Raw genomic sequence first — 13,506 nt, forward strand, 5'->3', positions numbered from 1 at the left:
GGGGTCAGGTCCAGGTGTGCCGGTCGTTCCAAGAAGCGCACGCGAGGACCGGGACACCGGTGTTGTCCTCCAGGCGCTTGCGGGCCTGCCGCTCACAGTCGTTGGCACCGTCGAAGATCGTGATCACGCTCTCGACGGCGATGTCCCGGGCCTGCAGGTGCTTGATGACCGTGGCGACGGACCTGCCCGAGTGCATCGAGTTGTCGAGCACGACCACGGCTTCGCCCGGCGCGGCCCGGAGCGCCGGGGAGTCGAAGTCGAAGGCCCGCTTCACGACAGTGACGGAGCGCAGTCGCGAGTCCGACGCGGTCGACGCGGCCGCTATCCCCATGCCGACGCCCCCCGTCGCCACCACGACCAGGTGAGCCGGGCGGTCGGGCGGAATCTGCGCCCAAATCCCCTGCCCCAGCCGCTTGATGATGGATGTGTCGAGCGTCAACGGCATGAACCAGTCACGTTCATCCCCGTGTCCGGTCGCAGATTGGCAGAACTCGCATGGGTTCGCGTCGGATGTCGCCAAGACACCGCTCCTCTCGGGCACTTGATCGAAAGGCCACAGTAGCCGAGACTCCCAAAGCAGGCTCTGGGACTTCGAGTCGCGTCGGCGCGATCTCCAGGTGAAGACTTGCTGACGCTCAGTAGGATGCCGCCCATCCAACAGCCCAACAGGAGTTGAGTAGATGAGCCATCAGGCGCCTCATCCCGAGATCGCGCCGCTGACCCGGAACTCGCTGAAGCCGCCCCTCTACAGCCAAGAGCCCTACTTCCGGGAAGCCTTCCACGACCTGCAGGATCTGATGGGCGATCACACCGTCGACACCGTCCTCAGGTACGGGCTCGTGGTGGTGAAGCCGGACGGGTGCGCCCTTGGTGCCACGAGCACCGTCGTCGACTTCTACGCGCGACACGGCTTCGAGCTGGCCGACATACGCCCGGTCACCTTCAACCGGAGCGTCTGGCGCTCGATGTGGGTGTACCAGATGACCCAGGCCTCACTCGACCGCCTGCTGGTCAACGACCTGGTCATCGACGGTGAAGCGTGGGCGTTGCTGTTCCGCAGCACCACGGACGGCGGCCTGCCCGCCACCGTACGGCTGAGCGAGCTCAAGGGCCCCGCCAGGATGGAGAACCAGACCGAGGACTGCCTCCGGCGGGCCGTCGGTCAGCCGAACCGTATCTTCAGCCTTGTGCACTCCGCCGACGAACCAGCGGACTTCGTCCGTGAGTTGGGGATTCTTTTCAGCCAGGCGACGCGGCGTGCCGTGGCCACCGCGATGGTCTCGGGCACCCTGTCCGAGCGAGGTGCCCGCCTGCTCGGGGAGATCAGGCACTCCGACGAACGGCCCCGCCGAACCTTCGACCGGGAGGCCTCGCGCAAACAGGTGGTCGGCGCGATCGCGCAGCGACTGTCCGACGGGGGCGTGCCGACGGCGCCGCGGGAACTGCTCACGCGCGCGGTCGACGATCTCGAGTCGGGCCGCGTGCTGAGAGTTCCGGAGTTCTTCGCGGCACTTCTGGACGCCGAAGTGCGGGTGGATTCCTGGGATCTTGCGGTCGCCGTGAGCGAAACCATGGAAGATGACATTCCGGGCGCCTCAAAGGTCATTGATAACTTCGGCGCCATCGCATGGGAACGGCCGTGAGATAGGACGCGAAGGGCCGGCTGATTCCATCAAACGCTTGCAGAGCATGTGCCCGCCCGGTTTACTTCCGTCCCAGCGATCACTAGTTCCGCGTGCAGCAACACGGTAGCCACATCTGCGACTTGGGGGAAAATCTATGTCAGTAGCACCTCACCAAGGGCAAGGTGGAAAATCGGCCGCAGGAGCAGCGGCGACCGCCCTGATTCCGCCCGGTTCACGACTGGCTCTGGGAACGGGTTCCACCGTCGAAGCAGCGCTTCCGGCACTCGCCGCAATTCCAGGTCTGGTGGCCACACCGACATCCGAAGTCATCGCCGACCGAGCTTTGGCCGCGGGCCTCAAACTCGTCCCGGTACAGAGCTCGTACGACTTCTATCTCGACGGCGCCGACCAGGTGGCGCCCACCGGCGACGTCATCAAGGGCTCGTGGGGCGCGCACGTCAGGGAGAAGACGCTGGCGGAACTCGCCGAGCGGCGCATCCTCATCTGCGACGAGTCCAAACTGGTCGACAAGCTCGTCGGTCCGGTTCCCGTGGCCGTCGTGCCGTACTTCAGCGGTCTCTACACCTCGGAATCATCCGACACCAAGACTGACGACAACGGACTGACCATCGTCGCCATGAGCCCCGGTGAAGTCATCGACGCACCGGGCGATTGGGACAGCGAAATATGTGGGAAGCCAGGCGTGGTGATGACCGGAATTTTCCCGGTCGGGTTCGTCGAGCAGATCATCGTCGGACATGAAGACGGCTCCCACCACGTCATCGTGACCAAATCCAACGGGGTGTGATGGTCCACATACAGTACGCGATCGACGTCTTTACGGAGGAGCAGGCTCTCGCCTCTGCTGCCTTGGCCACGGAGTCGGGGATTCGATGCCTCGAAGCCGGACACGTGCTTGTCAAGGCCGTGGGGCTCGGCATCGTCACGGAGCTGCGGTCCAGATATCCCGACGCCGAGATCATCGCCGACATGAAGACCATGGACATGGGGCGGGACGAAGTGGCGGTGGCCGCGGACGCCGGGGCGGACCTCGTCATCGTCTGCGCGGCTGCCAGCGACGGGGTGTTGCTCGCGGCGCACAAAGAGGCCCGTTCGCGCGGTGTGGACCTCCTCGTCAGCCTGATGGGGGTGAAGGACCGGGTCAACAGGGCGCGTGCCGTGCTCGACCTGGGGCTGAACCGAATCATCGCCCACCGTGGCATCGACGACGACTTCCTGTGGACCGACCCGGGTCCTCGGCAGCAGCTGGCGGAGATCGCCGCCCTGCCCGATATCGAACTGGCCCTGGCCGGCGGGATCAACGCCCGCAGCCTGCGGGAATTCCCGGACGTGGCGGCAGAGCGCCTGATCGTCGGACGTGGCATCACCGACTCGTCCGACCCGAAGGCCGAGATCCAGGCCCTCCTCGATGCAGCCCGGCACCGTCACACCTCCTCCGCGATCGGGGTAAGCGAATGAGTACCGGGGACGACTACTCCCTCTTCGTCGTACCGGGCACCGGGGACGCGAATCAGACGTTCGCGTCATCGCTGAGCGACAAGCTCGGGCTGCCCGTCACCGATCACGGACGGACCGTGTTCAAGTCGGGCGAGATGATCGTGTCGCTGCCGGCGGAGGTGTCGGAGACCGCGGTCATCGTGCTCGCCCCGTCCTTCCGTCCGTCCGACGCGATCCTGGAGCTGCTGCTCCTGGCCGACGCCCTGCGGCGGCACGGGGTTCGATCGCTGACGTGTGTGCTGCAGTACGTTCCGTACAGCCGGAGCAATCGACTGAACCGCCCGGGTCTGCCCCTGGGGTCCAAGGTCGTCATCTCCATGCTCGAGCAGTCACCGATCGACCGGTTCGTCGTCTTCGACCTGCATGCCCGAGAAACCCTGGGCTACTTCTCCAAGCCCGTCACATGGATCCCGACGCTGCAGCTCATGAGCGACGCGATCCCGCTGCACGCTCCGGAAGTCGTCGTCAGTCCCGACCGCGGCCGATACGACGACTGCATGCAGATCTCCACCATGCGCTCCTGCACGCTGGACATGCTCATGAAGGTGCGGCGCGACGACAGCGGCTCCAGCGAACTGGTGGCCGGTGCCCGTACCGATCTCAACGGTCGCTCGGTGCTGCTGTTCGACGACGAGATCTGGTCGGGCGTGACCGCGGCGCATGCCACGGAGTCGCTCTTCGCGGCGGGCGCGGCACGCATCGACTACCTCACGGTGTACGACTTCACGACCCCGGACATCCGCAAGAACATGCTGGAGAACCTGGGGATCTCCAGCTTCACCACCACCAACCTGGCCCATCACGGCAACGACCCCTTCGACGGCCGCTACCGCATCCTCGACGCGGCGGACCTGGTGGTCCGGGCATGGCCGCGGATCACCGGCGGCTCGGCTCGTCGCTGATCGGCGGGCACGTCGGAAGTCCGGTCGCAGACCACGAGGTCTCCGACCGGACTCCGTGCGTTTCGGTCCTGCTCTACTGGACCGGATTGACCCAGATCTCGTGCACGGTCAGACGCCCTGGCTCCGGCACCTTGCACTTGACATAGCTGGCCTGGAAGACCTTGAACGCCCGCGGATGACGCTCATCGATACCGAGGGCCGCGTACAACAGCGCCTTGATCGTCCCGGCGTGCGAGATCAGACCGACGGACTCACCGGTCGGCACCGAGTCGACAGCGTTCTGCCAGGCCCGTGTCATACGTTCCTGGACATCCCGGATGGGCTCCACATCCGCCAGGTCGGGCGGAAAATATCCCGTCGGATCCTGGTTGTCGAGCCCGAGACCGGCACGCGTCTCCAGCAACGTCGGCCGGTCCATACCGTCGAACGAACCGAAGTCCCGCTCGATCAGGTCCTTCGCCACCACCGCCTCAGCACAGCCGACGGTGTCCGTGAGAATGTGGGCCGTCTGCACGGCCCGACGCAGCGGCGAGGTCCGGAAGGTACGGATACCCTGGTCCTTCAGCCGTTCCCCGAGGGACGCGGCCTGGCGCAACCCGATGTCGTTGAGTTCGTGCTCGCCGTTCCGGCCGATCAGCAGGTTCTGCTGGTTGGCGTGCGATCGGGCGTGCCGTATGAAATAGACGAACTTCATGGTCAGCTCTCCTGCCCCAGCTTCTCGATGACGGCTCGGAGCTGCGGCTCGTCGAGCTCATAGACGGTCTCGCCCACCTGCGGGTCGCGCGCATGGAGGGTGTGGAACATCGGCGAAGTGGGGGTGCCGAGCTGGACGAGGGTCGCCGAGGCACCCCGAACCGCCCGCTCGGTCCGCGCGGGAGCGGTGAGATCGATCCTGCTGACGACGCCCGGGGTCACCCACACCGCGCTCGACTCCAGGTATCCGAAGATCTGCAGATGGAAGTGTCCGCAGAGGATGAGCTGAACGTCACTGCCCCGGATCGCGTCCGCCAGATCGGCGGGGTTTCGCAGCCCCAGGGAGCGCTGCACCTCTACATCGAGGGTGATCGGGGGATGGTGGAAGACCAGGACGGTTCCGTGCGGAGCCGGCTCCTCCAGAACACCGCGCAGCCAGGTCAGTTGCTCTTCGCTGATCCAGCCGTACCCCTTTTCGGGCACGAGTGAGTCGAGGGTGATGAAGCGGTATCCATCGATCACACTCACCGCGGCCCGCTCTCCTCGGCCGGTGGCGATGACCGAATCGGCCCGGTCATTCCCCGACGGGTCGAGATGCCCGCTACCGAGGATCTTCGTAAAGGCTCCGCGCTCGTCGTGATTTCCGGTGCTGTAGAGCACAGGTACATTCCGCGCGGAGGCGAATTCACCCACGATTTCACGCGCGGCACCATAGGCCTCCGGCGATCCGTCATCGGCTACGTCGCCGCTGACGACAACCACATCGATATCACGCACCGCTGCCAGATCCGCAAGCATGCGACGCAAGGACTGGGTGGCGTTCACGCCGTGTTTGTTGGGGCCGTCGAAACGGTCGAGATGGGTGTCTGAAAGATGCAGGATCCGCATACGCAGAAGCTACCGGAAAACCCAACCGGCAAACCCGAATATCAGCCACACACGAGTTCAGCCCCGGAGCGGTGACGTCACTCCCGAGCGGCAGACGGCGGGATCAGCGGCCGCCGCCTGCCGACGCGCTTCAGGACCGGGCGGGTACCGGCTCCTCGACACGTACCAACAGCCCCATGAGAAGGGACTGATCGACGAGTTCGGTCACCGACTCCAGCTCACAGCCAGCCGCCGCGCAGACCGCCCCGAGCTCCGTGCCGCCGTCGATGCCGCGCAGCACCGACAGCCACGCCGCGTCGGTGTCGTGGTCGATGACGAACCGCAACTCACCGCCCACAGCGACGAAGCTCTGCCCCTGCGCCCCGTCCAGGAGCAGGACGTCCTCCCCGAGCCGGAGCACCAGAGCGGGGTCGACCGCGGGCCGCCCGAAGACGACCGCGCGCTGTTCCTCGCGGGTGCGCTCATCGCCCACCTCGACCGGCAGCGCGGCGGACGACGGCTGTGTAGGCGGCAGCGACTGCGTCATCTCGTCGAGCAGACCCAGGTTGACCAACCGGAGCAGCAGTTCGAGGTGAGTGTCGCTCGTGCCGTCGATGATCTCGTTCAGGCAGCCGCGCAGATGGTCCGCCTGCAGGAACTGGGCGGCCCGCGGCGACGCGAGCGCCTGCTCCAGCAGTTCACCGGAGTTCGCCGCGAGCATCCTGGCGAAAGTGAGGTGGGTGTAGCGCACCCCTTCGCCTTCGTAGAAGGCGATCTTCGGCCGCTGGGTGATGTCCAGGGGCAGCAGTTCCCGGAAGGCGGAGCGAATGATCTTCTTGTCCCAGAAGAGTTCCTGGCGGTACTTGCGCGGGACGCCGGCGAGGAGTTCGACGATACGGTGGTCCAGATACGGCACACGCGCTTCGACCGCGTTGCCCGAGGCCGTACGGTCCTCGACCCAGAAGTTGTACTGCTGCCAGTCGCGCACCTTCCACTGGACGAAATCGTCGTACACATCGCCCAGCGCGCCCGGGAAGGCGACCCGTACCGCTTCGTCGCTGACCAGCGGACGGCCGTTCTGCCACCACACGTTCATGGCGGGGGCGTTCGCTGCGAGCGCGCGCCGCCGGGACAGGTCGGTGAGGTTCCTGATGAAGTCGTGCCAGTCACCGCCGCCGGCCAGCATGCGGGAGTAGCCACCGCTGAGTTCGTCGGCACCGGACCCGAGCAGAACGGCCTTCATGTCCGGCCGACCTGCCCGGACGAAGCGGTAGATCTCGCTCTTGAAGTGCTGTTCCGGTCCGCACAGCGGTGATTCCATCAACCACAGCAGGCGGCGCCAATCCTCGGCGGAAGGGTGCTGGCCCACCTCGAAGGCCAGCTCGTGATGGGTGAGATTGAGCGCCTTGGCGGTCGAACGCGCGTAGTCGGCATCGCCGTTGAGCAGCGTGCTCGCGCTGAGCGCGCTGAAACTGTGCTCGATGGAGTCCCCGCCGAGCGCGGCGATTCCCGCCGAGTCGACGCCACCACTGAGCATGATGCCGATCTCCGCGTCGGCCACCAGGCATTCCTGAACGGACTCGGCGAGCAGACCACGGAAGCGTTCGACGAGTTCGTCCGGCGTGACATCGTCGTGCGAGAGCGGCCCCGGCATGGACCAGTACCTCTTCGTTCGGGTACTGCCGTCGCGCAGGCCGTAGGTGACGATGCTGCCCGGCTCTATCTGCTCGACTCCGACGAACCAGTCGCGAGGCGGCGCGTCGGGCATGATCGGCGCGGCGTTCAACCCCTGATCCGCGAGGGCGCCGGCCCAGTCCAACTCCCTGGGACACAAAGGATGCTGAAAAAGCGCCTTGACTTCGGAGCCGAAAATAAGAGTGTCGCCCGCGCGATGGACGAACAACGGCTTGAGGCCGATGCGATCGCGCGCCAGCACGATGCGCTGTTCACGCAAGTCGATGACGGCGATACCGAACATTCCCCGCACCCGCTCGAGAAAGTCCAGGCCGTCTCGTTCATAGAGGTGCAGCAACACTTCACAGTCGGAACGGCTGCGGAAGAGCCCCTCACCCAACTCGCGCCGCAGTTCACGGTGGTTGTAGATCTCACCGTTGGCGGACAATGCCACCAGTCCGTCTCGCGAGACGAAAGGCTGCCTTCCTCCTTCCGGGTCGACGAGCGAGAGCCGGGTGAACGACATGGCCGCCTGGCCGAGTTCGATGAATTGCATGTCGTCCGGGCCTCGCGGCCGTAGAGCTCGCGCCATCGCCTCGAGCACGGGGCGAGTGGATGCGTCGATGTGAGAACCGTTGAGGTGGGCAAAGCCCGCTATGCCACACATGATCCGGCACCTTACATGCGAAGAGGCCCTCAAAACAGGGGTGTTGGGCGAAAACGATCTTCGCTGCAACTTGCTGCCCGAGGGCGGTGAAGACCGCGCGGATAAACGTGAGAGGCGCCACACCGAAGTGTGGCGCCTCCCCTCAGAGCATCGTTCAGCGGACGACCGCGACGATGTCGGGCTGCGAAACCGGCTTGGCGGTCGGCTTGGTGTAGGCCTTCATCGGGAAACACCCCTTTCCGTTCGAGTCGACTAACTCAGCGATCAGATCCTGACAGAGTGGGGTGGTCTGGCGGTGGTTCGGCAGCATCTTGGCTGGTCTCGAAGCTTGTTGACGAACACTCATCCGCTGTCCGACACTGAGCCGCTGATCTGTCAGGCATTGCCCTGGCGCAGCATTAGTGGACCTCATGGGAGCGTGCATGGCCAGCGAGACCTTGTCCAAGATGACCTTCTCGATCGTGAAGTCGGCCGACCTGGAAATCGAGGCGGTGATGAGGGTGTACGAGACCTCAGGACTCGCCGAACGCCGTCCTCTCTCCGAGCCGGGCCGCCTTCAGCGCATGCTCGACGGATCCAACCTGGTCGCGGCCGCATACGATTCCGGCGTACTGATCGGAATCGCCCGGTCGATCAGTGATTTCAGTTATGCCACCTACCTCTCGGACATCGCGGTGGATGCCGCCTACCAGAGGCGGGGTATTGGCAAGGAGCTCATCCGGGTGACCGCGGAAGCGGCGCCGCAAGCGAAGATCGTCCTGCTGTCCGCTCCCGCAGCGGTGGAGTACTACCCGCACATCGGGTTCACCCAGCACAATTCGGCCTGGACCCTCCCTGCGCAGCAGAGCTGAGACAGGTCCTACACCTGCACGATCGGCTCCCGTGTGAACAGTGCCCCCAGTGCCGGCGCGTTCACGCGGCGGTCCGTCAGGCGCAGTGCCTCCCATACCGTGACCTGGTTCGCCGTGAGGACCGGTTTGCCGAGTTCGGCCTCCAGGGCCGGGATGTGGGCTGCCGTGTGGAGGGCCGTGTCGGGCAGGAGTACGGCCTCCGCCTCCTCCGTGTTCGCCTCCTTGGCCAGCGCGAAGACCTCGGCCTCGCCCCAGGTTCCGACCTCCGCCGCGGTGATGATGCCGCAGTCGCGCACCGTGGCCACCTCGGCGCCCCCGGCGGTCAGGAACTGGGCGAAGAGGTCGGCCACGTCGTCCGGGTAGGTCGCCCCGACCGCCACCCGCCGCACCCCGAGCTCCCGCACCGCGTGCACGAAGGCGAAGGACGTCGACGACGCCGGCATCCCGGCCGTGCGGGCGAGGGTGCGCACCTGCTCGTGGGCGCCCTCCCAGCCGTAGACGAAGCTGCCCGACGTGCAGGCCCAGACCACCGCCTCGGCGCCCGTCAGCCGTAGCGCCTCCACGCCCTCGGCGAGGCGCTCGGCCGCGCCCATCCGCCGCAACGCGTCCACCCGGTGCGCGTCCTCGCCGATGTCGGTGTGCACCAGGTCGAGCCGGATGTCGCTGGCGAGGAGTTGCTCGATGCGGGGATAGTCGTCCTCGGCGGAGTGGCCCGGGTAGAGAAATCCGAGTGCGGTCATGTCAGCCTTTCTACTGCTGTTCCTGCTCGGGAACATCCGGCACGTCCGGAAGCACGGGCCCGTTCCGCGTCGCCGGGTCGATCCGCGCCGACGGATCGATCAGCGCCTGATAAGGCCCCACCGCGCGAGTACCCAGCCTGCGCAGCGCAGCCCACATCGTCACCTGGTTGGCCGAGAGAACCGGCATGCGCAGTTCCGCCTCCAGTTGGGGGATCACGTCATAGGTGGGGAGGTTGGTGCAGCTGATGAACAGGGCGTCGGCCCTGCGGCCGCCCACGGCCCTGCGCGCCATGTCCGCCACGTCGCGGTACGGCACCTTCCAGATGTGCCGCGTCAGCCCCATGAACGCGCATCCCGTGACCACGGTCCCCGCCTCCGACACGTACTCCTCCAGGGCCCGCGTCACCGACACGGTGTACGGGGTCACGAGGGCCACGCGCTGTACGCCGAGCTCGGCCAGCGCCTCCAGCAGCGCCCCGGACGTGGTGACCGCCGGTATCGCACCCGCCCGCGTCATCGCCTCGCACATCGCCCGCTCGCCCGCGATGCCGCCGACGAAGCTGCCGGAGGTGCAGGCGTAGGCGACGACCTCGGGCGCGACCGCGGTCAGGGTGCGCACGCCGTCGCCGAGCGTCTCGTGTTCGCTGACCAGTCGGGCGAGGTCCAGGCTGACCTCGACCGGGACGAAGGGCGTCCGGGTCAGGTGCAGCGAGACCTCGTCCGGCACCCAGCGCCACAGCTCCCGGTCCAGCGCGAAGTCGAAGGGGGCGATGACTCCGACGCCGCGCTGCGGGCGAGGGCCGCCGAGGAAGGAGATGTCCATGGCGCTCATGGCAGGGCACCGCCCCTCACTATGAGAAACAGGTGAGTAACGGACCGTACGTACGCCCGTGTTGACGAAGGTAGGTTCGGGTGCGAGCGTGGTCAAACCTCGCATGTCAGACGGCCATCACTTCCAGTAAAAACCCGAGAAACGGCCCTGCGCACCCCCGAAAAGACGACCCCCCGCACCCCCGGAGAGACGACCCGCATGACCGCACCCACCCCCGGTCCGCCGCCCGCCTCCGACACCCCTCCCACTACTCCGCCCACGCTCCTGGTCCTCGACACCGACCCCCTCCCCCGCCTCGGCCGCCTCACCGGTCGCGCCCGCGTCGAGCACGCGGACGAGTCGACCCTCGCCGACCGCCTGCCGTACGCCGACGTGCTCCTGGTCTGGGACTTCACCTCCCACGCCGTACGCCACGCATGGCCCGGCGAGGGCCCCCGGCCGCGCTGGGTGCACACCGCGAGCGCGGGCGTGGACCATCTGATGTGCCCGGAGCTGACCGCGTCCGACACCGTGGTCACCAACGCGCGTGGCGTCTTCGACCAGCCGATCGCCGAGTACGTCGCCGCGCTGGTGCTGGCGATGGCGAAGGACCTGCCGAGGACGCTGGAGTTGCAGCGCGCGCGGGAGTGGCGGCACCGCGAGGGGCAGCGCGTCGCGGGCACGCGCGCGTGCGTGGTCGGATCCGGGCCCATCGGCCGTACGATCGCCCGCACGCTCAAGGCCCTCGATGTCACGACCGCACTGGTCGGCCGGACCCCGCGCACCGGCATTCACGGCCCCGACGACCTCGACCGGCTGATCGCCCGCGCCGACTGGGTGATCGCGGCCGCCCCGCTCACCGAGCAGACGCACGGCATGTTCGACGCCCGCCGCTTCGGCGTCATGCAGCCGTCCGCCCGGTTCATCAACGTCGGGCGCGGGCAGCTTGTCGTCGAGGACGCCCTGGCCGAGGCCCTCGCCAAGCGCTGGATCGCGGGGGCGGCGCTCGATGTCTTCGAGCACGAACCCCTCACCGCCGACAGCCCGTTGTGGGGGTTGCCGGGGCTGATCGTCTCGCCGCACATGAGCGGGGACACGATCGGCTGGCGGGATGAACTCGGCCGTCAGTTCGTGGAGTTGTACGAGAGGTGGGAGGCGGGCAGGCCGCTGCTGAACGTGGTCGACAAGCAGCGCGGGTACGTACCGGGACGCTGAACTCCCCGCGGTTTCGCCCCGATTCCCGCGGATTCGAGCCTGGAGGGCGCATGACGGATCTCACCGAACTGACCGCCGTACAACTCCTCGACGGCTACCGCAAAGGAGAGTTCAGCCCCGTCGACGCCACCCGCGCGACCCTGGAGCGGGCCGAGCGGATCCAGCCGGAGGTCAACGCCTTCACCCGCCTGACCGCCGACGAGGCCCTCACCCGGGCCGGCGAGTCGGCCGAGCGCTGGCGGCGCGGCGAACCGGCCGGCCTCCTCGACGGCGTTCCGGTCACGGTGAAGGACATCCTGCTGATGCGCGGCGGCCCGACACGGAAGGGCTCGAAAACCATCTCCGACAAGGGCAGTTGGGTCGAGGACGCCCCCTCGGTGGCCCGGCTGCGGGCGCACTGCGCGGTCTTCCTCGGCAAGACGACCACCCCCGAGTTCGGCTGGAAGGGCGTCACCGACTCGCCCCTGTCCGGCGTCACCCGCAATCCGTACGACCCGACCCGCACCGCGGGCGGCTCCAGCGGCGGCGCGGCGGCCGCGGTGGCGCTCGGCGCGGGCCCCCTCGCCCTCGGCACGGACGGCGGCGGCAGTGTCCGTATCCCGGCGGCGTTCTGCGGCATCTTCGGCCTGAAACCGACGTACGGCCGCGTCCCCCTGTACCCCGCGAGCGCCTTCGGCACCCTGGCGCACGTCGGCCCGATGACTCGTGACGCGGCCGACGCGGCCCTGCTGCTGGACGTCATCGGCACCCCCGACTCCCGCGACTGGTCGGCGCTCCCACCGGCCCCCGGTTCCTACGCGTCGGGCCTGACCGGCGGTGTGCACGGCCTGCGCGTGGCCTACTCCCCCTCCCTCGGCGGCCAGGTGGCGGTGCGTCCGGCGGTCGCGGCGGCGGTACGGCGGGCGGTGGAGCGGCTGGCGGGGCTGGGCGCGTACGTCGAGGAGACCGACCCCGACTTCACCGACCCGGTGGACGCCTTCCACACCCTGTGGTTCACGGGGGCGGCCCGGGTGACCCAGCATCTGGGGCCGCATCAGCGGGAGTTGCTCGACCCGGGCCTGCGGGAGATCTGCAGCGTGGGCGCCCGGCTCACCGCGCTCGACTATCTGGCCGCAGTCGACGTCCGCATGGAACTCGGCCGCCGGATGGGCCGTTTCCACGACACCTACGACCTCCTCGTCACCCCGACCCTCCCCCTCACCGCCTTCGAGGCGGGCGCGGAGGTCCCCAAGGGCTCGGGCCACCGCCGCTGGACGGGCTGGACGCCCTTCACGTACCCCTTCAACCTGACCCAGCAGCCGGCGGCCACCGTCCCCGTCGGCGTCGACGGGGACGGCCTGCCGATCGGCCTCCAACTCGTGGCCGCCCGGCACCGGGACGATCTGGTGCTGCGGGCGGCGCACGCGCTCTACGAGGCCGGAATCGCCGGGCTCACACCCGCCGGAAGCTGAGCGACTCGCCCAGCGCCCCCGACCGCCACAGGTCGTTGCAGCCCTGGGCCATCGCCTCCAGTCCCTCCACGACCTGGCCCCAGACGATGCCGGGCACCCAGCCCACGTCGCCGTTCAGGAGCAGGTTGTTGCGCTCGTAGAACAGGGCCAGGTCGACCAGCGTCGTGCCGGGGCGGACCTCACGGTCGTAGCCGTAGGACTTGGTGCCGAGTTCCGTGCCGGCGAAGGCGAAATAGCACAGGTCTCCTGGAATGGGGGTGACTGTCGGGTTTTCCAGGGGCGGCTCCGTTTCCGCGAAGGGCGGGAAGAGGGCGTAGATCTCGTTGCGGGCGTATTTGGCGTGGTAGACGTCGCTGGTCAGGGGCAGGGCGTCCCAGACGGCCGCGCAGGTGAGCGGGGCGCGGTCGTCCAGGAGTTTGGCCGTGCAGTGGATTCCCCGCTTGACCAGTGACACCTCGATGAACCGATCAGTCATGCCTTCCAGGGTGCATA

At 67.6% G+C, this 13,506-nt stretch carries 15 protein-coding genes; 7 read left to right on the forward strand and 8 right to left on the reverse strand.

Features of this window, described 5'->3' with window-relative positions; translation table 11 throughout:
• Positions 1-4: 4 nt before the first annotated feature.
• Entirely contained in the window at positions 5-445 is a 441-nt protein-coding gene (locus EHO50_RS05955) for a hypothetical protein (RefSeq protein ID WP_128428703.1), read from the reverse strand.
• A 235-nt stretch (positions 446-680) separates the two neighbouring features.
• Here EHO50_RS05955 and EHO50_RS05960 point away from each other — a divergent pair, with 235 nt between their 5' ends.
• From EHO50_RS05960 to prs, 4 genes are all read left to right on the forward strand, one after another.
• Positions 681-1,643 (forward strand): nucleoside-diphosphate kinase, encoded by a 963-nt coding sequence (locus EHO50_RS05960; RefSeq protein WP_128428704.1) that lies wholly within the window; start codon positions 681-683, stop codon positions 1,641-1,643.
• Positions 1,644-1,779: 136 nt separating this feature from the next.
• Positions 1,780-2,433, forward strand: coding sequence for a ribose-5-phosphate isomerase A (locus tag EHO50_RS05965; RefSeq protein ID WP_128428705.1), 654 nt, complete (start codon positions 1,780-1,782; stop codon positions 2,431-2,433).
• Positions 2,433-3,104, forward strand: coding sequence for an orotidine 5'-phosphate decarboxylase / HUMPS family protein (locus tag EHO50_RS05970; RefSeq protein WP_128428706.1), 672 nt, complete (start codon positions 2,433-2,435; stop codon positions 3,102-3,104). Before EHO50_RS05965 ends, EHO50_RS05970 begins: the two co-directional genes overlap by 1 nt.
• Positions 3,101-4,045: a ribose-phosphate diphosphokinase gene (gene prs, locus EHO50_RS05975; RefSeq protein WP_128428707.1), complete on the forward strand. Its 945-nt coding sequence runs from the start codon at positions 3,101-3,103 to the stop codon at positions 4,043-4,045. Before EHO50_RS05970 ends, prs begins: the two co-directional genes overlap by 4 nt.
• 73 nt (positions 4,046-4,118) lie before the next feature.
• Here prs and EHO50_RS05980 read toward each other — a convergent pair whose 3' ends face one another.
• From EHO50_RS05980 to EHO50_RS43905, 4 genes are all read right to left on the reverse strand, one after another.
• Complete coding sequence (locus tag EHO50_RS05980) at positions 4,119-4,739, reverse strand: histidine phosphatase family protein (protein ID WP_128428708.1); 621 nt, start codon at positions 4,737-4,739, stop codon at positions 4,119-4,121.
• A 2-nt stretch (positions 4,740-4,741) separates the two neighbouring features.
• Positions 4,742-5,626: a metallophosphoesterase family protein gene (locus EHO50_RS05985; RefSeq protein WP_128428709.1), complete on the reverse strand. Its 885-nt coding sequence runs from the start codon at positions 5,624-5,626 to the stop codon at positions 4,742-4,744.
• 130 nt (positions 5,627-5,756) lie between these two features.
• The gene (gene asnB, locus EHO50_RS05990) at positions 5,757-8,015 is read right to left on the reverse strand and encodes an asparagine synthase (glutamine-hydrolyzing) (RefSeq protein ID WP_128428710.1); all 2,259 of its coding nucleotides are present in this window, start codon (positions 8,013-8,015) and stop codon (positions 5,757-5,759) included.
• 85 nt (positions 8,016-8,100) lie between these two features.
• Positions 8,101-8,256 (reverse strand): hypothetical protein, encoded by a 156-nt coding sequence (locus EHO50_RS43905; protein ID WP_164904764.1) that lies wholly within the window; start codon positions 8,254-8,256, stop codon positions 8,101-8,103.
• Between the two features lie 112 nt (positions 8,257-8,368).
• Here EHO50_RS43905 and EHO50_RS05995 point away from each other — a divergent pair, with 112 nt between their 5' ends.
• Positions 8,369-8,797 carry a GNAT family N-acetyltransferase gene (locus tag EHO50_RS05995; RefSeq protein ID WP_246101030.1) on the forward strand — a complete coding sequence of 143 codons (429 nt, stop codon included), beginning with the start codon at positions 8,369-8,371 and terminating at the stop codon, positions 8,795-8,797.
• A gap of 8 nt (positions 8,798-8,805) precedes the next feature.
• Here the strand turns inward: EHO50_RS05995 and EHO50_RS06000 are convergent, their stop codons facing one another.
• A complete protein-coding gene (locus EHO50_RS06000; protein ID WP_128428711.1) occupies positions 8,806-9,537 on the reverse strand; it encodes a maleate cis-trans isomerase family protein in 732 nt (243 codons plus the stop codon).
• 10 nt (positions 9,538-9,547) lie between these two features.
• The gene (locus tag EHO50_RS06005) at positions 9,548-10,360 is read right to left on the reverse strand and encodes a maleate cis-trans isomerase family protein (RefSeq protein ID WP_128429002.1); all 813 of its coding nucleotides are present in this window, start codon (positions 10,358-10,360) and stop codon (positions 9,548-9,550) included.
• A gap of 207 nt (positions 10,361-10,567) precedes the next feature.
• Between EHO50_RS06005 and EHO50_RS06010 the strand changes: the two genes are divergently transcribed.
• Positions 10,568-11,563, forward strand: a complete 996-nt coding sequence (locus EHO50_RS06010) for a D-2-hydroxyacid dehydrogenase (protein WP_128428712.1) — start codon at positions 10,568-10,570, stop codon at positions 11,561-11,563.
• A gap of 50 nt (positions 11,564-11,613) precedes the next feature.
• The gene (locus EHO50_RS06015; protein ID WP_128428713.1) at positions 11,614-13,014 is read left to right on the forward strand and encodes an amidase; all 1,401 of its coding nucleotides are present in this window, start codon (positions 11,614-11,616) and stop codon (positions 13,012-13,014) included.
• Here EHO50_RS06015 and EHO50_RS06020 read toward each other — a convergent pair.
• Complete coding sequence (locus EHO50_RS06020) at positions 12,995-13,489, reverse strand: DUF3830 family protein (RefSeq protein ID WP_128428714.1); 495 nt, start codon at positions 13,487-13,489, stop codon at positions 12,995-12,997. The two genes, EHO50_RS06015 and EHO50_RS06020, sit on opposite strands and share 20 nt — an antisense overlap.
• Positions 13,490-13,506: the final 17 nt, after the last annotated feature.

The sequence above is a fragment of the Streptomyces cyaneus genome, from assembly GCF_004028635.1.
In the GTDB taxonomy this organism is placed as follows: Bacteria; Actinomycetota; Actinomycetes; order Streptomycetales; family Streptomycetaceae; genus Streptomyces; species Streptomyces cyaneus.